Annotated in this window: 18 protein-coding genes, 1 tRNA gene and 4 pseudogenes; 20 read left to right on the top strand and 3 right to left on the bottom strand. The window is 71.0% G+C overall.

Annotation, left to right across the window (positions count from 1 at the left end; translation table 11 throughout):
* Positions 1-229: 229 nt before the first annotated feature.
* Both LJ221_RS12475 and LJ221_RS12470 read right to left on the bottom strand, forming a co-directional pair.
* A pseudogene (locus LJ221_RS12475) lies at positions 230-529 on the bottom strand (transposase); the annotation flags it as partial.
* A 7-nt stretch (positions 530-536) separates the two neighbouring features.
* Positions 537-695 (bottom strand): annotated as a pseudogene (locus LJ221_RS12470) (IS30 family transposase); the annotation flags it as partial.
* A 255-nt stretch (positions 696-950) separates the two neighbouring features.
* On the opposite strand from LJ221_RS12470, the pseudogene LJ221_RS12465 reads away from it, so the two are divergent.
* Positions 951-1,322, top strand: a pseudogene (locus tag LJ221_RS12465) (transposase); the annotation flags it as partial.
* A 161-nt stretch (positions 1,323-1,483) separates the two neighbouring features.
* Here LJ221_RS12465 and LJ221_RS12460 read toward each other — a convergent pair.
* Positions 1,484-1,555, bottom strand: a tRNA-Arg gene (locus LJ221_RS12460).
* A gap of 155 nt (positions 1,556-1,710) precedes the next feature.
* Here LJ221_RS12460 and LJ221_RS12455 point away from each other — a divergent pair.
* From LJ221_RS12455 to LJ221_RS12365, 19 genes and pseudogenes are all read left to right on the top strand, one after another.
* On the top strand, positions 1,711-2,136 hold the full coding sequence (locus LJ221_RS12455; protein WP_241716342.1) for a response regulator: 426 nt from the start codon (positions 1,711-1,713) through the stop codon (positions 2,134-2,136).
* 100 nt (positions 2,137-2,236) lie between these two features.
* Positions 2,237-3,067 (top strand): DALR anticodon-binding domain-containing protein, encoded by an 831-nt coding sequence (locus tag LJ221_RS12450; RefSeq protein ID WP_241716325.1) that lies wholly within the window; start codon positions 2,237-2,239, stop codon positions 3,065-3,067.
* 19 nt (positions 3,068-3,086) lie between these two features.
* Complete coding sequence (lysA, locus tag LJ221_RS12445; protein ID WP_241716323.1) at positions 3,087-4,478, top strand: diaminopimelate decarboxylase; 1,392 nt, start codon at positions 3,087-3,089, stop codon at positions 4,476-4,478.
* Between the two features lie 172 nt (positions 4,479-4,650).
* Entirely contained in the window at positions 4,651-5,949 is a 1,299-nt protein-coding gene (locus tag LJ221_RS12440; protein WP_241716341.1) for a homoserine dehydrogenase, read from the top strand.
* Between the two features lie 47 nt (positions 5,950-5,996).
* Entirely contained in the window at positions 5,997-7,076 is a 1,080-nt protein-coding gene (thrC, locus tag LJ221_RS12435) for a threonine synthase (RefSeq protein WP_241716339.1), read from the top strand.
* A gap of 343 nt (positions 7,077-7,419) precedes the next feature.
* Positions 7,420-8,346 carry a homoserine kinase gene (gene thrB / locus LJ221_RS12430; protein ID WP_241716321.1) on the top strand — a complete coding sequence of 309 codons (927 nt, stop codon included), beginning with the start codon at positions 7,420-7,422 and terminating at the stop codon, positions 8,344-8,346.
* A 392-nt stretch (positions 8,347-8,738) separates the two neighbouring features.
* A complete protein-coding gene (gene rho, locus LJ221_RS12425; protein ID WP_241716319.1) occupies positions 8,739-10,670 on the top strand; it encodes a transcription termination factor Rho in 1,932 nt (643 codons plus the stop codon).
* A 308-nt stretch (positions 10,671-10,978) separates the two neighbouring features.
* Positions 10,979-12,097, top strand: a complete 1,119-nt coding sequence (locus tag LJ221_RS12420; RefSeq protein WP_241716317.1) for an LCP family protein — start codon at positions 10,979-10,981, stop codon at positions 12,095-12,097.
* A gap of 153 nt (positions 12,098-12,250) precedes the next feature.
* A complete protein-coding gene (rpmE, locus tag LJ221_RS12415) occupies positions 12,251-12,478 on the top strand; it encodes a 50S ribosomal protein L31 (RefSeq protein ID WP_241716315.1) in 228 nt (75 codons plus the stop codon).
* Positions 12,479-12,575: 97 nt separating this feature from the next.
* Positions 12,576-13,646 carry a peptide chain release factor 1 gene (gene prfA, locus LJ221_RS12410; RefSeq protein WP_241716313.1) on the top strand — a complete coding sequence of 357 codons (1,071 nt, stop codon included), beginning with the start codon at positions 12,576-12,578 and terminating at the stop codon, positions 13,644-13,646.
* Between the two features lie 49 nt (positions 13,647-13,695).
* Complete coding sequence (prmC, locus tag LJ221_RS12405; RefSeq protein WP_241716311.1) at positions 13,696-14,541, top strand: peptide chain release factor N(5)-glutamine methyltransferase; 846 nt, start codon at positions 13,696-13,698, stop codon at positions 14,539-14,541.
* Entirely contained in the window at positions 14,542-15,189 is a 648-nt protein-coding gene (locus LJ221_RS12400; RefSeq protein WP_101255644.1) for an L-threonylcarbamoyladenylate synthase, read from the top strand.
* Positions 15,186-15,830, top strand: coding sequence for a protein-tyrosine-phosphatase (locus LJ221_RS12395; protein WP_241716309.1), 645 nt, complete (start codon positions 15,186-15,188; stop codon positions 15,828-15,830). The genes LJ221_RS12400 and LJ221_RS12395 overlap by 4 nt, the downstream gene beginning before the upstream one ends.
* 108 nt (positions 15,831-15,938) lie before the next feature.
* Entirely contained in the window at positions 15,939-17,300 is a 1,362-nt protein-coding gene (locus LJ221_RS12390) for an MraY family glycosyltransferase (protein ID WP_241716307.1), read from the top strand.
* A 765-nt stretch (positions 17,301-18,065) separates the two neighbouring features.
* On the top strand, positions 18,066-18,509 hold the full coding sequence (locus LJ221_RS12385) for a hypothetical protein (RefSeq protein ID WP_241716305.1): 444 nt from the start codon (positions 18,066-18,068) through the stop codon (positions 18,507-18,509).
* 268 nt (positions 18,510-18,777) lie between these two features.
* Entirely contained in the window at positions 18,778-19,587 is an 810-nt protein-coding gene (gene atpB / locus LJ221_RS12380; protein ID WP_241716303.1) for a F0F1 ATP synthase subunit A, read from the top strand.
* A gap of 100 nt (positions 19,588-19,687) precedes the next feature.
* Positions 19,688-19,918 carry an ATP synthase F0 subunit C gene (gene atpE, locus LJ221_RS12375; RefSeq protein ID WP_241716301.1) on the top strand — a complete coding sequence of 77 codons (231 nt, stop codon included), beginning with the start codon at positions 19,688-19,690 and terminating at the stop codon, positions 19,916-19,918.
* Positions 19,919-19,952: 34 nt separating this feature from the next.
* A complete protein-coding gene (locus LJ221_RS12370; protein ID WP_241716299.1) occupies positions 19,953-20,507 on the top strand; it encodes a F0F1 ATP synthase subunit B in 555 nt (184 codons plus the stop codon).
* Positions 20,504-20,687 (top strand): annotated as a pseudogene (locus tag LJ221_RS12365) (hypothetical protein); the annotation flags it as partial. The gene LJ221_RS12370 and the pseudogene LJ221_RS12365, both read left to right, overlap by 4 nt.

Here is a 20,687-nt window from a genome sequence, read left to right as displayed (position 1 = left end):
CCTCGGGGGAGGGCAGAACCCGAGATGCGATGAAGACCGAAGGGACGAGGGCGCGGAAGAGCACGCCCCACGCCATGTGCGGAAACAGCCCGTCCCGTGCTCTTCCGCGCCCTCGTCCCTTCGGTCTTCATCGCATCTCGGGTTCTGCCCTCCCCCGAGGAGGGAGGCGCCTCCCACGTTCTTCGGGGGAAGCATGGACCGGGCCTTGACCCTGAATCTTGGACACGGGCTATGCGGCTTGGGCCAGGGTAGTTGATGTGGTGTCGAGTGCTGTCTCGTAGGCGATGGGGCTGCGTTGTCCGAGGCGGGAGTGACGGCGTCGGGTGTTGTAGCGGTGCAGCCAGCGGAACGCGTCGAGGCGGGCCTCACGCTCGCTGGACCAGCGCTTTCGGCCCTGGAGCGTCTCGCGTTTGAAGGTCGCGTTGAAGGACTCGGCGAGTGCATTGTCGGCCGAGCTGCCTATCGCGCTCATGGACTGGCGGACGCCGGCTTGGCGGCAGGCGTCGGCGAAGGTCCGGCTGGTGTACTGCTCGGGTTCAACCGGTCGTTGCAACACCGGCTTGTTGGATCGACTGTAGCTGCTCGTTGAGGGCTTCGGCGGGGGTCTTCCAGCCGAGGGTCTTGCGTGGTCGTTCGTTCAGGGTGGCAGCGACGGCATCGAGTTCCCGGCGGTCGTAGCGGGAGAGGTCGGTTCCCGCGCTCGTCCCTGCGCCACAACATTCTCCCTCGTCATCGAGGTGTTGCGACGACCACTTGAATCCGCCCTGGGCCCCGTGATCGGTGTGCATGACCGCCCCGGTGAGGCTGCCGCGGGTTTGTTCGGCGGCGACCTGCCTGATCGTCGCCTCGGGCCGCGACTGGTACAGCGCGACCGCGTCCGCCTTGAACTGCGGCGGATAGTTCTTCATGACCACGAGATGTCCGTTCTCAGATCCTCAGGATCCAGTGTCTCGTGTGTCCAGGATCAAGGGTCAAGGCCCATCCGAGTGCCCCGGCTCGGGCTGGGCAGGCCCCGCAGGCGTCCGGACCGGGTCCGGGCCGACAAGGCGTACGACTCCCGCAGCGACCGCTCCTACCTGCGCAGACGCGGGATCAAAGCCACCATCCCGGTTCCGGCGGACCGGGTCCGCAACCGCCTCAAGCGCGGCTCGCGCGGCGGACGGCCGCCGAAGTTCGACAAGGACGACTACAAGCAGCGGCACGCGGTCGAATGCGGGATCAACCGGCTCAAGCGCCATCGGGCCGTGGCCACGAGGTATGACAAACTCGCCGTCCGCTACGAAGCGACCGTGCTGGTCGCAGCCATCAATGAGTGGCTGTGACCAGCACTTTCGCAACAGGCCCTAGTACTACAGCATTACTACGTGATCACTGACATCCGGCTGCCTTCGGCGGCATCCGCCTGCTTCCGGCTGCGCACATGGGAAAACCCCGCTGTCAGCGTTGTCGCTGGTGGCGGGGTCTTCTGGCACCTCGTACAAGGTACCCCCGGCAGGATTCGAACCTGCGCACACGGCTCCGGAGGCCGTTGCTCTATCCCCTGAGCTACGGGGGCCTGTCGGCGGCGGTCGGTTGATCGCGGCGACAAGCAGAACACTACCAGCTTCCCCGGGGTGGATCGGACAGGGTTCGCGGGTGCCGGCCAGGCGGAGAAGGGCGAAAGCCGGACGCGGGCGGAGGCGCGGGCCTACTCTCTGGGGTGTGCCTGGCATGTCCGGCCGGGTCCTTGTGGTGGACGACAGCAAGGTCATCCGGCAGCTGATCAGGGTCAACCTCGAACTCGAAGGCTTCGAGGTCGTGACCGCGGCCGACGGTGCAGAGTGTCTGGAGATCGTGGAGCGGGTGCTGCCCGATGTGATCACGCTCGATGTGGCCATGCCCCGGCTCGACGGCCTGCGGACCGCCGAGCTGCTGCGCGCCGGTGAGCGGACGCGCGGCATCCCCCTGGTGATCGTCAGCGCCTGTACGCGGTCGGAGCTGGGCGGCGAGCGGGCGCGGGCGGCGGGTGTGGACGCGTTCGTGGCCAAGCCGTTCGAACCGGTGGAGCTGGTGCGGACGGTGCGGCGGCTGGCCGCCGGCGGGCGCGGGGACGGCGGGGCGTGCGGTACGGAGCCCGCCGTACGGCAGCCGGGGTGACCTCGCGGGGCGGGATGGCCGGAGCCGGCCGGTGTGAGGTCTGTGTCATCCCTCGAAACGCGTTCGCGTCTCCCCACCCCCTCTCCCATACCCTTGACGCGTGACTCCCGCCCAGCTCTCGCGCACCGTGCTGCGCACCGTGCGCCGTGTGGCCGGCGACGGCGCGCTGGGCGAGCTGTCCCCGGGTGCGCTGGAGGCGCTGGACGGGCTGCCGGAGCGGATCACCGTGGGGCGTCCGCCGCGGCCGGGCTGCGGGGACTACGCCACCAACGCCGCGCTGCGGCTGGCCGTCGCCACCGGACGCCCCGCCCGGAGTGTGGCCGAGGTCTTGCGGGAGAGGCTGGTCCGCGAGGAGGGCATCGCCGAAGTGGCGGTCGCCGGGCCCGGCTTCCTCAACATCACCGTGGCGGGCGGGGCTCGCGCGGAGCTGGTGGAGGCCCTGACGGCGCGGGAGGGGGAGTACGCGGTCGCACCGCGTACCGACCCCGCACGCGATGTCCTCAACTGGGCCGCCGCCACCGGCGGGGAGCCGGGCCCGGAGCTGCTGGAGCAGCGCGAGTCCAACCCCCTCTTCCTCGCGCAGTACGCACACTCCCGCGCCCGGGCGCTGCTGCGCGGCGCGCGCGCCCTCGGCTTCGCTCCCGAGGCCGGGGCGGGCGGGTACGCCTACGACGCGCCGCGTGAGACGGAACTGCTGGGGGCGCTGGCCGAGTACGAGCGGATCGCCGCGCCGGGCGACCCCGGCCGGCTCGCCCGCCACCTGGGGACGGTCGCCGACGGCCTTCTCGGCATACACGCGTCCGTACTGCCCGTGGGGGAGCGGAAACCCCTGGCCGCCCACCGCGCCCGGCTGGCCCTCGCCCAGGCCGCCGGGACGGTGCTGGCCGGCGGCCTGTCCCGGTTGGGCGTCACCGCACCCGTACACCTGTGATGGAGATCACGAACCGATCATGAGTCGTTCCGCACATCCCGCCGGGCCCCGCCACGCCGACGTCCTGCCCGAGGGGCACTACACCCCGCCGCCCGCCGATCTCAACGTCCTCGACCCGCGCGTGTGGGCCCGTACCGTCACCCGCGACGAGCGGGGGGTGACCACTGTCGGCGGGCTGGATGTCGTCACGCTGGCCGAGGAGTTCGGCACCCCCGCCTACGTCCTGGACGAGGACGACTTCCGGGCTCGCTGCCGAGCCTGGCGCGAGGCATTCGGCGACGGGGCCGACGTGTTCTACGCCGGAAAGGCATTCCTGTGCCGCGCGGTGGTGCGCTGGCTGACCGAGGAGGGCCTCAATCTCGACGTCTGCTCCGGCGGCGAGCTGGCCACCGCGCTGGCCGGCGGGATGCCCGCCGAGCGCATCGCGCTGCACGGCAACAACAAGTCCGCCGCCGAGATCGAGCGGGCCGTCGGGGCCGGGGTCGGCCGGATCGTGCTGGACTCCTTCCAGGAGATCGCCCGCGTGGCGCACATCGCCGAGCGGCTCGGGCGGCGCCAGCGGGTGCAGATCAGGGTGACGGTGGGCGTGGAGGCGCACACCCACGAGTTCATCGCCACCGCCCACGAGGACCAGAAGTTCGGGCTCGCGCTCGCCGACGGGCAGGCCGCCGAGGCGGTGCGGCGGGTGCTGAAGCTGGACAGCCTGGAGCTGGTGGGCATCCACTCCCACATCGGCTCGCAGATCTTCGACATGGCCGGTTTCGAGGTCGCCGCGCGCCGCGTGGTGCAGCTGCTGACCGAGGTCCGCGACGAGCACGGCGTGGAGCTGCCCGAGATCGACCTGGGCGGTGGTCTGGGCATCGCCTACACCCCCGACGACGACCCGCGCGAGCCCCACGAGATCGCCGGGGCGCTGCACGAGATCGTCGCCCACGAGTGCCGGGCGGCCGGGCTGGCCGCGCCGCGGCTGTCGGTCGAACCGGGCCGGGCCATCGCCGGTCCGACGACCTTCACCCTCTACGAGATCGGCACCGTCAAGGAGCTCCCGGGTCTGCGCACCTACGTCAGCGTGGACGGCGGCATGTCCGACAACATCCGCACCGCGCTGTACGACGCCGAGTACTCCGTGGCACTGGCCTCCCGCGCCTCCGAGGCCGCGCCGATGCTCTCGCGCGTGGTCGGCAAGCACTGCGAGAGCGGCGACATCGTGGTGCGCGACGCCTTCCTCCCCGCCGACCTGGCCCCCGGCGACCTGCTGGCCGTCCCGGCCACCGGCGCGTACTGCCGGTCCATGGCGAGCAACTACAACCACTCCCCGCGGCCGCCGGTGGTGGCGGTCTCGGCCGGCAGGGCCCGGGTGATCGTGCGGCGCGAGACGGAGGAGGACCTGCTCGGCCTGGACGTCGGCTGAGCCCGGCCCGGGCGGCGTCCGTACACCGCCGTACACCGCCCGGGCGGCGGGCCCCTCACCGGGGCATCTCAAAAACGGAGGATGACGTCTCGCATGCTGGATGGAACGGGGGCTCCCGTCACCCGTGCGTGAGACTTGAGTCCACAGGAATGTGGAGAAGTGAGGTCTGATGATGCGTACGCGTCCGCTGAAGGTGGCGCTGCTGGGCTGTGGGGTCGTCGGCTCAGAGGTGGCACGCATCATGACGACGCACGCGGAGGACCTCGCCGCCCGGATCGGGGCCCCGGTCGAACTGGCCGGGGTCGCCGTCCGCCGTCCCGGGAGGGTCCGCGAGGGCATAGCGCCCGAGCTGGTCACCACCGACGCCGCCGCCCTGGCGGCGCGGGACGACATCGACGTGGTGATCGAGGTCATCGGCGGCATCGAGCCGGCCCGTACCCTGATCACCACCGCCTTCGAGTACGGCGCCGGCGTCGTCACCGCCAACAAGGCGCTGCTGGCCGAGGACGGTCCGGCCCTCCACGAGGCGGCCGAGAAACACGGGGCGGACCTCTACTACGAGGCCGCCGCGGCGGCCGCGATCCCGCTGGTGCGCCCGCTGCGAGAGTCCCTGGCAGGCGACAAGGTCAACCGCGTCCTGGGCATCGTCAACGGCACCACCAACTTCATCCTGGACCGGATGGACTCCACCGGCGCCGGGTACTCCGAGGCGCTGGACGAGGCCACCGCCCTGGGGTACGCCGAGGCCGACCCGACCGCCGACATCGAGGGCTTCGACGCCGCGGCCAAGGCCGCGATCCTGGCCGGCATCGCCTTCCACACCCGCGTCCGCCTGGACGACGTGCACCGTGAGGGGCTGACCGAGGTCACCGCCGCCGACATCGCCTCCGCGCGGCGCATGGGCTGCACGGTCAAGCTGCTTGCCATCTGCGAGCGTGCCGCCGACGGGCGCTCGGTCACCGCCCGGGTCCACCCGGCGATGATCCCGCTGACCCATCCGCTCGCCTCCGTCCGCGAGGCGTACAACGCGGTCTTCGTCGAGGCGGAGGCCGCCGGCCGGCTGATGTTCTACGGGCCCGGCGCGGGGGGCGCGCCCACCGCCTCGGCGGTGCTGGGCGACCTGGTCGCCGTCTGCCGCAACAAGCTCGCCGGTGCCCGGGGGCCGGGGGAGTCCGCCTACGCCCAGCTCCCGGTGAGCCCGATGGGCGAGGTGGTCACCCGCTACCACATCAGCCTGGACGTCGCCGACAAACCGGGCGTCCTCGCCCAGTGCGCCACCATCTTCGCCGAGCACGGGGTCTCCATCGACACCGTGCGCCAGCAGGGCATCGACGGCCCCGGCGACGGCGCTTCACTGGTCGTCGTCACCCACCGCGCGTCGGACGCCGCCCTGTCGGCGACGGTCGAGGCGCTGCGCAGACTGGACACCGTACGCGGCGTCGCGAGCACCATGCGGGTCGAAGGGGAATGAGGAAGATGACCGTCACCACCACCAGTCCTGGCACCAGCACTCCTCGCATGTCCGGCGCCCACCAGTGGCGGGGCATCATCGAGGAGTACCGTGACCGGCTTCCGGTCGCCGAAGACACCCCCGTCGTCACCCTGCGCGAGGGCGGTACCCCGCTCGTGCCCGCGCAGGTGCTCTCCGAGCGCACCGGCTGCGAGGTCCACCTCAAGGTCGAGGGTGCCAATCCCACCGGATCCTTCAAGGACCGCGGGATGACGATGGCCATCAGCCGCGCCAGGCAGGAGGGCGCGAAGGCCGTCATCTGCGCCTCCACCGGCAACACCTCCGCCTCGGCCGCCGCCTACGCGGTGCGCGCGGGGATGGTGTGCGCCGTACTGGTGCCGCAGGGCAAGATCGCGATGGGCAAGATGGGCCAGGCGCTGGTCCACGGCGCGAGCATCCTCCAGGTCGACGGCAACTTCGACGACTGCCTCACCCTGGCGCGCGGCCTGTCCGACAACTACCCGGTGTCGCTGGTCAACTCGGTCAACCCGGTGCGGATCGAGGGCCAGAAGACCGCCGCGTTCGAGGTCGTCGACATGCTCGGCGACGCCCCCGACATCCACGTCCTGCCGGTCGGCAACGCGGGCAACATCACCGCCTACTGGCGGGGCTACCGGGAGTACGCCGCGCCCGGCCCCGACGGCGGGGTCCACGCTTCCCGCACTCCCCGGATGTGGGGCTTCCAGGCCTCCGGCTCGGCGCCCATCGTGCGGGGAGAGCCGGTCAAGGACCCGCGCACCATCGCCACCGCCATCCGTATCGGCAATCCGGCCTCCTGGGAGCACGCGGAGGCGGCACGCGACGAGTCCGGCGGGCTCATCGACGAGGTGACCGACCGTCAGATCCTGGCCGCCTACCGGCTACTGGCCGCGCAGGAGGGCGTCTTCGTCGAACCGGCCTCGGCGGCCTCGGCGGCCGGGCTGCTCAAGGCAGCCGAGCAGGGGAAGGTGGACCCCGGCCAGCGGATCGTCTGCACCGTCACGGGCAACGGTCTGAAGGACCCGGACTGGGCCGTGCAGGGCGCTCCGCAGCCGATCGTCGTCCCCGTCGACGCGGACGCCGCGGCCGAGCGCCTCGGCCTGGTGTGAGGGCGCCGGGCCCGTGACGTCCCCCGCGCCGGGTGCGGCCCAGCGTGGGCTCACACCCGGCACGGGGGCGCACCGGTGGCGCGCGACACGCATCGTGCGCCTCCCGTACGCCCTGTACCGTCACTGAACCGTCCTTCGATAGGGTGAGAGTACGTCCCGACCTGTCATACGGCATGTGCCAGAGGTCAGTGGACCGGTCCGGCCCCCGGCCGCGGTTCGCGAAGGCGTCGCGCGTCCGCGATCCGTGTCGGACCGGCGTCCGCCCGCACATCCGACCGAGCATCCGAGCAGCACAGTCCCCGCAGTCCCACAGGACAGACACACCAAGGAGAGTCAACGAGCGATGGCCGGTCCCGCGTTCCGCGCCGCCGCCGTCCGGGTGCGCACCCCCGCCACCAGCGCAAACCTCGGCCCCGGCTTCGACGCCCTCGGTCTGGCCCTCGGCCTGTACGACGACGTCGTGGTCCGCGTCGCCGACTCCGGACTGCACATCGACATCGCCGGCGAGGGCGCCGACACCTTGCCCCGCGACGAGAGCCACCTGCTCGTACGCTCCCTGCGCACGGCCTTCGACCTGCTGGGCGGCCAGCCGCGCGGTCTGGAGGTCGTCTGCGCCAACCGCATCCCGCACGGCCGCGGCCTGGGCTCCTCCTCCGCGGCCATCTGCGCGGGCATCATCGCCGCCCGCGCGGTGACCACCGGCGGCGCCGAGAAACTCGACGACACCGCCCTGCTGGAGCTGGCCACGGAGATGGAGGGGCACCCCGACAACGTGGCCGCCTGCCTGCTCGGCGGCTTCACCCTCGCCTGGACGGACGGGGGCGCCGCACGGGCGATCAGGATGGACCCGGACCCCGCCGTCGTCCCGGTGGTCTTCGTCCCCGACCGGCCGGTGCTCACCGAGACCGCCCGCGGGCTGCTGCCCCGTACCGTCCCCCATGTGGACGCGGCTGCCAACGCCGGCCGTGCGGCCCTGCTCGTCGAGGCGCTGACCCGCCGCCCCGAACTTCTGCTGCCCGCCACCGAGGACCGGCTCCACCAGGAGTACCGCGCTCCCGCGATGGAGGAGAGCGTGGAACTGGTGCACCGGCTGCGCGCGGACGGGGTGCCCGCCGTCATCTCGGGCGCCGGGCCCACGGTGCTGGCGCTGGCGCGGGACGCCACGGCGGACAAGGTCGCGCGCCTGGCGGGCGACGGATGGGCGGCCAACCGGCTGTCCCTCGACACGGCGGGAGCCGGTGTGCTGCCGCTGGCCGGCGCGGGCCGGTGACACGAATGCGGGCCTCGGAGAGGGGGAATGTTTGTTGGGTCCGGTAGTGTTAACCTCAAGTCTGCACTCGCGGCCTCCCGGGACGAACCGAGGGCGGTGCGGTGCTCTCCGTGATCCCATGGGTACAGTCCCATACGGGGCCACTCCTTCTTCCGGGAGCCTCCAGAACTGCCTGAGCAGCCTGCCGAGCAGTGCCGAGCTCGCTCCGGAACGGCGTGATCGACGCACGTCACCTCATCACGCCACCCATGTATTGACTATGTACTGATTCCTCCGCCGTACATCCGGGCGGAACCACCGCCCCGGCCCGGTCAAGACGAAGACCGCCGCCGGACAGCACAACCGGTCGCCGAGCCAGACAGGCCGACGCCCGCTCCAGGGAAGGACCCTTCGTGAGCGATACCACCGATCTGATGGGCGTGGACGCCGCCGAAGCCGCCGCGCCCGCCACGGACGCCCCTGCCGCGCCCGCATCCGGTACCGCCTCCAGGCGTCGCCGCTCCGGCACGGGCCTTGAGGGCATGGTTCTCGCCGAACTGCAGCAAGTCGCCTCCGGTCTCGGTATCAAGGGCACGGCGCGGATGCGCAAGAGCCAGCTAATCGAGACGATCCGGGCCAAGCAGGCCGAGAACGGCTCGGGCTCCGCTCCCGCCGCCGCGGCCGAGACTCCCGCCGCACCCGCCGAGAGCAAGCCGCGCCGCCGTGCGACCTCCAAGGCGCGCACGGGCGAGAGCGCCGGGGACGCCGCGGGCGAGGCCGCTCAGCAGCAGATCGACATCCCCGGCCAGCCCGTCAGCGACGAACCCGCCGGTGAGCGCCGCCGCCGCGGAGGCAAGAGCGGTGAGGGCAAGAGCGGCGAGAACAGGGGCGAGACTCCGGCCGCCGCCGACACCGCCGAGGACAGGCCCGCCGAGGGCAGGGGTGACGGCGGCCGACAGGACAAGCAGCAGGACAAGGGCGGCGACCGCCAGGGCAAGGGTCGCCAGCGCGACCGCCGCGGCAAGGACGGCGGCCCGCAGCAGGGCCAGGACGGCGGCAACCGCCAGGGCCGCGACCGGGACAACCGCGGTGACCGCGACGAGGACTTCGAGGGCGGCCGCCGCGGCCGCCGGGGCCGCTACCGCGACCGCCGGGGCCGCCGGGGCCGCGACGACTTCGCCACCGAGCCGCAGATCTCCGAGGACGACGTCCTGATCCCGGTCGCCGGAATCCTGGACATCCTCGACAACTACGCGTTCGTGCGCACCTCCGGCTACCTGCCCGGTCCGAACGACGTGTACGTCTCCCTGGCCCAGGTCCGCAAGAACGGTCTGCGCAAGGGCGACCACGTCACCGGTGCGGTCCGGCAGCCGCGCGAGGGCGAGCGGCGTGAGAAGTTCAACGCGCTGGTCCGTCTGGACTCGGTGAACGGGATGTCGCCGGACAACGGCAAGGGCCGGCCCGAGTTCAGCAAGCTCACCCCGCTGTACCCGCAGGAGCGGCTGCGGCTGGAAACCGAGCCCAACCACCTCACCTCGCGGATCATCGACCTGGTGTCACCCATCGGCAAGGGGCAGCGCGGTCTGATCGTGGCCCCGCCGAAGACCGGCAAGACGATGGTCATGCAGTCGATCGCCAACTCCATCACCCGCAACAACCCCGAGTGCCACCTGATGGTCGTGCTCGTGGACGAGCGGCCGGAGGAGGTCACCGACATGCAGCGGTCGGTCAAGGGCGAGGTCATCTCCTCGACCTTCGACCGCCCCGCCGAGGACCACACCACCGTCGCCGAGCTGGCCATCGAGCGGGCCAAGCGACTGGTGGAGCTCGGCCACGACGTGGTGGTGCTGCTGGACTCGATCACCCGGCTGGGGCGCGCGTACAACCTGGCCGCCCCCGCCTCGGGCCGCATCCTGTCCGGCGGTGTCGACTCCACCGCGCTCTACCCGCCGAAGAAGTTCTTCGGCGCCGCGCGGAACATCGAGGACGGCGGCTCCCTGACGATCCTGGCCACCGCGCTGGTCGAGACCGGCTCGCGGATGGACGAGGTCATCTTCGAGGAGTTCAAGGGCACCGGCAACATGGAGCTCAAGCTCGACCGGAAGCTCGCCGACAAGCGGATCTTCCCGGCGGTGGACGTCGACGCGTCCGGCACCCGCAAGGAGGAGATCCTGATGGGCGCCGAGGAACTGGGTATCGTCTGGAAGCTGCGGCGCGTCCTGCACGCGCTGGACCAGCAGCAGGCCATCGAGCTGCTGCTGGACAAGATGAAGCAGACGAAGTCGAACGCCGAGTTCCTGATGCAGATCCAGAAGACGACGCCGGCGCCCGGCAACGGCGACTGAGCGGCGTCCGGCACGGACCGCGGCACGGCGAGTACGGCAGTACCAGTACGGCGAGGGCCGCCCCACCGCACCCGGTGGGGCGCCCCTCGCCGTGTGTCACCGCCGCGCCGCCGGCCTGCCGCCGTGCCCGTCGCGGCCGGGACGCGGAGTGATCAGGCCCTATAGGGGTACGCCGTCGCAAGGGGAGAAGGAAGCCCCTCGCCGACCGCCGTCGGTCCGGTCCGACCCGGTTCGGCGGCCCGGACAGGCGCCGGACGGCCCCGCGGCGGCCCCACGCGGCAGGGGACGGGCGGCAGACGAGGAACGACATGGCGGACGAGGACACCACCCCAGGTGGCGGGGAGAGCGGTGAACGGAAGGGCCGGAGCCCGCGGCGGCGCGGGGGGCTGTACGCGGCCGTGTGGGCCACGGTCGGCGCCCTCGTGCTGGCCGGGGCCGGACTGGGGCTGGTCTACTCCAGGATCGACGGCAACATCGCCGGCGTCGACATCGACTCCGTCCTGGGCCCCGACCGGCCCGCCGACGTTCCCGACGGCACGCTCGACATCCTCGTCATCGGCTCCGACAGCCGTTCCGGGGACAATTCCCGCTACGGCCGCGACGACGGCACCGCCCGCTCCGACACCGCGATGATCGTCCACATCGGCAAGAAGCACGAACGGGTCTCCGTCGTCTCCGTCCCCCGCGACACCCTCGTCGAGCGGCCCGAGTGCGAGAGGACCGGCGGCGGCACGGCACCCGCCGCCCGGCGCGTGATGTTCAACCAGGCGTACGCGGTCGGCGGCCCGGCCTGCACCGTCAAGACGGTCGAGTCGATGACCGGCATTCGCATGGACCACTACGTCGAACTCGACTTCAACGGCTTCGAGAAGGTGATCGACGAACTGGGCGGGGTGGAGATAACCGTCACCGAGCCGATCGAGGACGAGGACAGCCGGCTGGACCTGGAACCGGGACGCCGCACCCTGGACGGGGAGGAGGCCCTGGCCCTGGTCCGCACCCGCAAGGGCGTGGGCAACGGCAGCGACCTGAGCCGCATAAAGCTCCAGCATGCCTTCGTCGAGGCCCTCGCCGACAGGGTGGGGGAGATCGGGATGTTCTCCGACCTCAGGAGGACCTACGACCTCCTCCACGCCGTCACCTCCCACCTCACCACCGACGCGGCCCTGGCCTCGGTCTCCGACCTGGCAGGTCTGGCCAGGATCGTGAAGGACATCGGCTCCGAGGACATCCAGACGGTCACCCTGCCGGTGCGCTACTCCTCCGCCGACCCCAACCGGGTGGTGCCGATCGTGGTGCAGACGGAGCGGATCTGGGACGCGCTCAAGGCGGACCGGCCGATCCCCGACTCCGCCACCAAGGGATCCGCCGCACGGGAGGCCGAGGAGGCCGAGGACGCCGTGGAGGCGGGGGAAGCCGGGGAATAGCATCCGCCGCCACCTGGTTTTGGGAGGTGCGGCCAGTAGTGGCAGACTGGTGCGTCGGTCCCGGTTCACGCGCAGGCAGCCATCCCCGTCGCCCGCCCGTCGGGCACGAGGAGCCGGTGCGACCCGGAACCCTCCCGATACCTAGGAGAGACCTTGAAGCGCGACATCCACCCGGAATACCTGGAGACCCAGGTCAGCTGCACCTGCGGTAATTCCTTCACCACTCGTAGCACCGTCGCCGACGGCACCATCCGCGCCGACGTGTGCTCCGCGTGCCACCCGTTCTACACGGGCAAGCAGAAGATCCTCGACACCGGTGGCCGTGTGGCCCGCTTCGAGGCCCGCTTCGGCAAGAACGCCGGGTCGAGGAACAAGAAGTAGCGACCCCGAACGCCGGTCCTCGGCCGTCCCCCTCAGGGAGGGCCGGACCGGCGTTTTGCCGTCCCGGCAGCCCTCTCCCCACACGAAGGACTCAACGATGTTCGAGGCGGTCGAGGAACTGATCGGCGAGCACGCCGACCTCGAGAAGCGGCTCGCCGACCCCTCCGTGCACGCGGACCAGGCCAACGCCCGCAGACTGGGCAAGCGCTACGCCGAGCTGACCCCGATCGTGGGCGCGTACCACGACTGGAGGCGCACCGGCGACGACATCGCCACCGCCCGCGAGCTGGCCGCCGACGACCCGGACTTCGCCGCCGAGGTCAAGGAGCTGGAGGCCCGGCGCGAGGAGCTCACCGAACGACTGCGGCTGCTGCTCGTCCCGCGCGACCCCGGTGACGACAAGGACGTCATCCTGGAGATCAAGGCGGGTGAGGGCGGCGAGGAGTCCGCGCTGTTCGCCGGCGACCTGCTGCGCATGTACCTGCGCTACGCCGAACGGCGGGGCTGGAAGACCGAGGTCATCGAGTCCAACGAGTCCGATCTCGGCGGCTACAAGGACGTCCAGGTCGCGGTGAAGACCAAGAGCACCGCCGAGCCCGGCCAGGGTGTGTGGGCGCGGCTGAAGTACGAGGGCGGCGTCCACCGCGTCCAGCGGGTGCCCGCCACCGAGTCCCAGGGCCGCATCCACACCTCCGCGGCCGGCGTCCTCGTCCTCCCCGAGGCCGAGGACGTCGACATCGAGATCAACCCGAACGACCTGCGGATCGATGTCTACCGTTCCTCCGGTCCCGGTGGCCAGTCCGTGAACACCACCGACTCCGCCGTCCGCATCACCCACGTGCCCACCGGCATCGTCGTCTCCTGCCAGAACGAGAAGAGCCAGCTGCAGAACAAGGAGCAGGCGCTGCGCATCCTGCGCGCCCGGCTGCTGGCGGCGGCCCAGGAGGAGGCGGAGAGGGAGGCATCCGACGCGCGCCGCAGCCAGGTGCGTACGGTGGACCGGTCCGAGCGGGTGCGCACCTACAACTTCCCGGAGAACCGCATCTCGGACCACCGGGTGGGCTTCAAGGCGTACAACCTGGACCAGGTGCTGGACGGCGACCTGGACGCGGTGGTCCAGGCGTGTGTGGACGCCGACTCCGCGGCCAGGCTGGCCGCGGCTCAGTAACCGTGCGCCCCGCCCCGGGGCGCGCAGGGACGGGTGGAGGACGAGGAACGTGAACGTACTGCTCGCCGAGGTGGCCCAGGCCACCCAGCGGCTCGCCGACGCCGGGGTGCCCTCCCCGCGCTTCGACGCGGAGGAGCTGGCGGCGTACGTGCACGGCGTCGGGCGCGGGGAGCTGCACCGTGTCGCCGACGCCGACTTCGACGCCCGCTACTGGGAGGCCGTCGCCCGCCGTGAGGCCCGCGAACCGCTCCAGCACATCACCGGCCGGGTCTTCTTCCGCTACCTGGAACTCCAGGTCGGCCCGGGGGTGTTCGTACCGCGCCCCGAGACCGAGTCCGTGGTCGGCTGGGCGATAGACGCCGTGCGCGCCATGGATGTCGCCGAGCCCCTGATCGTCGACCTGTGCACCGGTTCCGGAGCCATCGCGCTCGCGCTCGCCCAGGAGGTGCCGCGCTCGCGCGTGCACGCCGTGGAGCTGGACGAGGGCGCGCTCGAGTGGGCCCGCAGGAACACCGAGGGCTCCCGCGTCACCCTGCACCACGGCGACGCGACGGCCGCCCTGCCCGATCTGGACGGCCAGGTCGACCTCGTCATCTCCAACCCGCCCTACATTCCGCTCGCCGAGTGGGAGTACGTCGCCCCCGAGGCGCGTGACCACGACCCGCAGGTGGCGTTGTTCTCCGGTGAGGACGGACTGGACGTCATCCGCGGCATCGAACGCACCGCGCACCGCCTGCTGCGCCCCGGCGGCCTGGTCGTCGTCGAGCACGCCGACACCCAGGGCGGCCAGGTCCCCTGGATCTTCACCGAGGACCGCGGCTGGGCGGACGCCGCGGACCACCCCGACCTCAACAACCGGCCCCGTTTTGCCACAGCCCGCAGGGAGGTGCCATAAATGGCACGGCGTTACGACTGCTCCGACGCGACCGACCGCGCGACCGGCCTGCGCGAGGCCGCCTCGGCGGTCCGCCGAGGCGAACTCGTCGTGCTGCCCACGGACACGGTCTACGGCATCGGCGCCGACGCCTTCACCCCGGAGGCCGTCGGCGACCTGCTGGAGGCCAAGGGACGCGGGCGCGGCATGCCCTCGCCCGTCCTGATCGGCTCCCCCAACACCCTGCACGGCCTGGTCACCGACTTCTCCGAGCAGGCCTGGGAGCTGGTGGACGCGTTCTGGCCCGGCGCGCTCACCCTCGTCGCCCGCCACCAGCCGTCGCTGACCTGGGACCTGGGCGAGACCGGCGGCACCGTCGCCGTCCGCATGCCACTGCACCCGGTGGCGATCGAGCTGCTGACCGAGACCGGCCCGATGGCGGTGTCGTCGGCCAACCTCACCGGTCACCCCGCTCCGCAGACCTGCGACGCCGCCCAGGAGATGCTGGGCGACTCCGTCGCCGTCTACCTCGACGGCGGCCCCACCCCCGACTCCGTGCCCTCCTCGATCGTCGACGTCACCGCCCCGGTGCCCAGGCTGCTGCGCGCGGGCGCGATCAGCGCGGAGGAGCTGCGCAAGGTCGTGCCCGGCCTCGAGGCCGCCAGTTGACCCCGCCCGCCGGGGCGTCCGAGGAGCATGGCATACCGGTCTTCCGCATCCTCCACGTCTCCACGGGGAACGTCTGCCGTTCGCCCATCACCGAGCGGCTCACCAGGCACGCCTTGGTGGCCAGACTCGGCGACGAGCGGGCCGGCGGGCTGGTGGTGGAGAGCGCGGGGACGTGGGGGCACGAGGGCGCGCCGATGGAGGAGCACGCGGCGGAGGTCCTGGTGGAGTACGGCGCGGACCCGTCCGGCTTCCTCGGCCGCGAGCTGCTGGACGAGCACGTCATCAGGGCCGACCTGGTGCTGACCGCCACCCGCGACCACCGCGCGCAGGTGATCTCCATGGGGCACTCGGCGGGGCTGCGCACCTTCACGCTCAAGGAGTTCACCCGCCTGGTGCGGGCCATCGACCCCGCCACGCTGCCCGGCCCGGACGCGGACGGCGGGGTGGTCGGGCGCGCCCGGGCCCTGGTGCGGGCCGCCGCGGCGCTGCGCGGCTGGCTGCTGGCGCCCAGCGCGGAGGCCGACGAGGTCTATGATCCCTACGGTGCCCCCATCACCTACTTCCGCAGTGTCGGCGAGGAGATCAGCGCGGCGCTGGACCCGGTGGTCACGGCCCTGACGGGTGTCCCGGCGCGGACGTAGACCGTACCGGGCGGCGCCGGGTGCGCAACCGTCCGCACCGGGCCGTTGTCTAAGGTGTGGTGGTCCCGGGTGTCAGTCCGGGGAGCCCGCGAGAGTTCTGGGGAATCCGTGCGTGAATACCTGCTGACGCTGTGCGTCACGGCAGCGGTCACCTATCTCCTCACCGGTCCGGTGAGGAAGTTCGCGATCGCGGCGGGCGCGATGCCCGAGATCCGGGCCCGCGACGTGCACCGCGAACCGACGCCCCGGCTCGGCGGCATCGCCATGTTCGGCGGGCTGTGCGCGGGCCTGCTGGCGGCCTCACAGCTCACCAACGTCGGCGATGTCTTCCGGCTCTCCGACGAGCCCCGCGCGCTGCTGGCCGGCGCCGGCCTCATCTGGCTGCTGGGCGTTCTGGACGACAAGTGGGGCGTGGACGCGCTGATCAAGCTGGGCGGCCAGATGATCGCCGCGGGCGTGATGGTCTGGCAGGGCCTGACGATCCTGTGGCTGCCGGTGCCTGGCGTGGGCAATGTCGCCATCACTCCCCTCCAGGGCACACTGCTTACCGTCGCACTGGTAGTGGTCACGGTCAACGCCGTGAACTTCGTCGACGGCCTCGACGGCCTCGCCGCAGGCATGGTCTGCATCGCCGCGGTGGCGTTCTTCATCTACGCCTACCGCATGTGGTACGGCTACGGGATCGAGGCCGCCGCTCCGGCCACGCTCTTCTCCGCTGTACTGATGGGCATGTGCCTGGGGTTCCTGCCACACAACATGCACCCGGCGCGGATCTTCATGGGCGACTCGGGATCGATGCTCATCGGTTTGGTACTGGCGGCCTCCGCTGTCTCGATCACCGGACAGGTGGACCCTGACCGCATCATCAGCAGCATCGGGTCGGAGCGCTCGTCGGTGCGCTCGATGGTTCCGGTCTACATGCCGCTCCTGATGCCGCTGACTGTTATCGCCGTGCCTGCGGCCGACCTTGTCCTGGCCGTCGTCAGAAGGACATGGCGGGGGCATTCACCGTTCTCTGCGGACCGTGGGCATCTGCATCACCGCCTGCTGGAAATCGGGCATTCCCACAGCCGTGCGGTCCTCATCATGTACTTCTGGTCATCTCTTATCGCTTTCAGTGCGGTAGCTTTTTCGGTGAGTTCGTCCAGTCTGGTGCTCATGCTCCTGGTCGTCTTCCTGAGCGCCCTCGGCCTGATCCTTCTTCTGTCGCCCGTCTTCGTGCCGGCTTTCCCTGGTTGGATGCGGTTCGTCCTGCCTCCCCGGTTCCGTCGGCCCCGTGAGTCGGCCCGCTCGTCCAGCGGGCCGTTGGAGGGGGGCGGTCCCGGCTCTCCCCCTCGGTCCGACTCCCGGCCTGAAGGTTCGGAAGTGGAGGGAGAGGCGGGCGCCCCGGCTCGGCGACCCGGCGGGGCCACGGCTCTGAGCAGGGTGGGTGGGTCCACCGGGCGGGGTGGGGGCAGCGATCGGAAGTGATCGGGGACTCTCGGCATTCCACGGTGGCCGCTTGGGCCGGGTGCACCGCGGGGACGGCAGCTTGATTCGTTTCCCTCCCCTTACCGGTCTGATGCCGCGGATGACCTCAAAGGTCGCGCTAAAAAGTGAGCCGTCTCCGCCGCCGCTGTCGTTTCGCTTGCATCTGTGGGTGTTTTCGTCCCCGCTGGGACGGCTGTCGCGGGAACGAGTGGTCACGTGTACACGACCGACGGCCGGATAGCGGGCGGGAAGGGACTCTTCAACGACTACGGGGAGCACCACCGAGCATGCGATGAGAAGTGGTGCGCCACGGGCGCCTTCACGGCGTAGTGTCCTTGCCCGGAGGGGAACGCGCGTGAGCGGGCGCGGGCTGTCGTGGCGACCGTCCCGTCCCGGGGATCCGCGGAGCCCCCGTATCGCCGGTTCGCCTCCCCGGCCGCACGAAGGGTCGGTGGGAGTGGCTCGTCGCGAGAGCGGGGCACCCGGCGTGGTGTGGGTGACTGCCGGTGGGTATACCGCTCCACGTAGCAGTCTTCCCTGCGGCCCCCGGGGTGACACCGCGGAGTCCTACCCCGCTCGTGTGATGGTCCGCACACGAACTAGGTAAAGACCTCATCAAATAGTTTGTGATACCGTTCACGAGTCTGATGAGAAGGCCGGTGGCCTCCAGAACCCCCGATCCACGAGTCCGTGCCGCCGGGCGATCACCACTTTCGAAGGTCACGCACCGCCCCCCCCGTAGACCACCCTGCTGGAGCAGCGTTTATGCAGTCGAACGACGCCCGGATTCTTCGTGGCGCCGCGATTCCCTCGGCCGGTGCCGGCCTGGTCGGCGTGATCGTCGGCGCCGTCGTCTCGGGAGGCGAGGGCGCCCTGGGAGCAGGACTCGCCACCGTGGTGGTGCTCGCCTTCTTCGGCGTCGGCCTCCATGTGCTCGGCCGGATCGGACGGCAGTGGCCCGAACTCCTGCTCGGGGCGGGATTCCTGGTCTACACGACCCAGGTGATCGCCATGTTCCTGGTGATGAGGCTCCTGCGGGACGCCGCCTTCATGGACGGCCGCGTGTTCGGTTTCACAGCGCTGGCCTGCCTTCTGGTGTGGCTGGCGGCCCAGGCGTGGACGCACACCCGGATCAGGACCCCGTACGTGGAGCCCGCCGGGACCGGCGAGGTCTCCCCGGGCCCCTCCGCCGCCGAATCCCGCGCGTGACCGTGAACAGTGCGAAGGCTCGGGGCAGGGGTGGTGGCAAGCCGTACCCGCCGGGCTGCTATCGTCCGACGCCGAGAGGGCCGCGAGCCTTGGCGAAGGCGCTGTGCGGGACAGCGCCGGACGCTCCTCGCCTCTTCACGGGGCCGTCCTGCCGCAGCGCCGGCCGGTCTCTTCCCGCCCACCCCCAGTCCAGTGCCGCCCCGTGGCCCAGCGCCATGCCGACACCCCGAGGTAGCCGTACCCATGCGTCCGACCGAAGGAGCTCGCGGTGAGTAGTGACCAGTTGCTCGCCTTCGAGGTTGACTGCCATCTGTTCAAGGACTGTGGCTTCCCGGCCCCCAGTTTGTGGTCGTTCCTCTTCGACCCGATCTTCGAGGTCGGCGGCGTCGAGTTCAACAAGCCGATGCTCCTCGCGCTCATCGGCACGGCCGCGATCCTCACCTTCTTCTGGGTGGCCTTCTCCAAGCCCAAGGTGGTCCCCGGCAAGCTGCAGATGGTCGCCGAGGCGCTGTACGAGTTCGTGCGCCAGGGCATCGCCCGGGAGGTGATGGGGAAGAAGGGCGACCCCTTCGTCCCGCTGTTGGTGTCGCTGTTCTTCTTCGTGTGGATGCTGAACCTCTGGGCGATCATCCCCATCGCCCAGTTCCCGGTCAGCTCGGTCATCGCCTACCCGGCCGGTCTCGCGGTCCTCGTCTGGATCACCTACATGACGGTGACCTTCAAGACGAACGGATTCGTCGGCGGGATCCGCAACCTCTGCGTCCCCAGCGGACTGCCGAAGCCGATCTACGTGCTGCTCACGCCGATCGAGTTCGTCTCCAACATCTTCGTGCGGCCCTTCACGCTGGCGGTCCGGCTCTTCGCGAACATGTTCGCCGGCCACATCCTGATCCTGATCTTCACGATCGCCACCTGGTACATGCTCGGCACCTTCCTCGGCACCCTCTACGCGACCGCCTCGTTCGCGATGGTGGTGGTGCTGACGGTCTTCGAGCTGTTCATCCAGGCGCTGCAGGCCTACGTCTTCACCGTGCTGACCGCCACCTACCTCTCCCAGGCCCTGGAAGAGGCGCACTGACCGGACTGCTGCCGCGGTCCCGCCCAGCCACCACCCGCCCAACCCCAGACGCCCGGTGGACCAACCACCCACCGGCCCACCAAGAGAAGGAACCCAAGGAATGTCTGCTCTGGAGACCCTCGCAGCCGTCGAAGGCAACGTCGGCACCATCGGCTACGGCCTCGCCGCGATCGGCCCCGGTATCGGCGTCGGCATCATCTTCGGTAACGGTGTGCAGGCCATCGCCCGCCAGCCCGAGGCCGCCGGCCTCATCCGCCAGAACATGCTGCTCGGCTTCGCGGTCGTCGAGGCCCTGGCCCTGATCGGCTTCGTCGTCCCCTTCATCCTCTGACGAAGCCGCAAACGGAACCGACGAAAGGTCCACCATGATGAACCTGGCAGCTTCGGAAGCGCAGTCCCCGCTGCTTCCGGTCTGGCCCGAGGTCGTCATCGGCCTGATCGCCTTCGGCATCGTCTTCTTCGTGTTCGCCAAGAAGCTCCTCCCGGCCATCAACAAGGCCCTGGACGAGCGTCGCGAGGCGATCGAGGGGGGCATCGAGAAGGCCGAAGCTGCTCAGGCCGAGGCGCAGCAGACGCTCGAGGAGTACCGAGTCCAGCTCGCCGAGGCTCGTCACGAGGCCGCGCGCCTGCGCCAGGAGGCGCAGGAGCAGGGCGCCGTGCTCATCGCCGAGATGCGCGAGGAGGGCCAGCGGCAGCGTGAGGAGATCATCGCCGCGGGCCACGCCCAGATCGAGGCCGACCGTCGGCAGGCCGCGCAGTCGCTGCGCCAGGACGTGGGCAAGCTCGCCACCGACCTGGCCGGCAAGCTGGTCGGCGAGTCCCTGGAGGATGTCGCCCGGCAGAGCCGCACGATCGACCGCTTCCTCGACGAGCTCGAGGGGAAGGCGGCTTCCGCCGAGTCCTCTGGAGCCGCCCGATGAACGGAGCGAGTCGCGAGGCACTGGCCGCCGCCCGGGAGCGACTGGACGCGCTGACGGACTCCACGTCCGCCGACGCGGCCCGGCTCGCCGAGGAACTGGCCGCGGTCACCGTGCTGCTCGACCGCGAGGTGTCGCTGCGCCGGGTCCGGATCGTAGGCGTACCCCAGCATCGTCAGCGCG

Origin of the sequence: Streptomyces sp. CNQ085, from assembly GCF_022614595.1 — a bacterium.
Taxonomy (GTDB): domain Bacteria; phylum Actinomycetota; class Actinomycetes; order Streptomycetales; family Streptomycetaceae; genus Streptomyces.
This window is presented reverse-complemented; position numbering and strand designations above follow the sequence as displayed.

Excerpts from the sequence above, each read along its gene's own strand:
- LJ221_RS12370 (WP_241716299.1), top strand. The coding sequence starts at position 19,953 with ATGATGAACCTGGCAGCTTCGGAAGCGCAGTCCCCGCTGCTTCCGGTC.
- thrC (WP_241716339.1), top strand. The coding sequence starts at position 5,997 with ATGTCCGGCGCCCACCAGTGGCGGGGCATCATCGAGGAGTACCGTGAC.
- atpE (WP_241716301.1), top strand. The coding sequence starts at position 19,688 with ATGTCTGCTCTGGAGACCCTCGCAGCCGTCGAAGGCAACGTCGGCACC.
- LJ221_RS12400 (WP_101255644.1), top strand. The coding sequence starts at position 14,542 with ATGGCACGGCGTTACGACTGCTCCGACGCGACCGACCGCGCGACCGGC.
- prfA (WP_241716313.1), top strand. The coding sequence starts at position 12,576 with ATGTTCGAGGCGGTCGAGGAACTGATCGGCGAGCACGCCGACCTCGAG.
- LJ221_RS12455 (WP_241716342.1), top strand. The coding sequence starts at position 1,711 with ATGTCCGGCCGGGTCCTTGTGGTGGACGACAGCAAGGTCATCCGGCAG.
- lysA (WP_241716323.1), top strand. The coding sequence starts at position 3,087 with ATGAGTCGTTCCGCACATCCCGCCGGGCCCCGCCACGCCGACGTCCTG.
- LJ221_RS12440 (WP_241716341.1), top strand. The coding sequence starts at position 4,651 with ATGCGTACGCGTCCGCTGAAGGTGGCGCTGCTGGGCTGTGGGGTCGTC.
- thrB (WP_241716321.1), top strand. The coding sequence starts at position 7,420 with ATGGCCGGTCCCGCGTTCCGCGCCGCCGCCGTCCGGGTGCGCACCCCC.
- LJ221_RS12385 (WP_241716305.1), top strand. The coding sequence starts at position 18,066 with ATGCAGTCGAACGACGCCCGGATTCTTCGTGGCGCCGCGATTCCCTCG.
- LJ221_RS12420 (WP_241716317.1), top strand. The coding sequence starts at position 10,979 with ATGGCGGACGAGGACACCACCCCAGGTGGCGGGGAGAGCGGTGAACGG.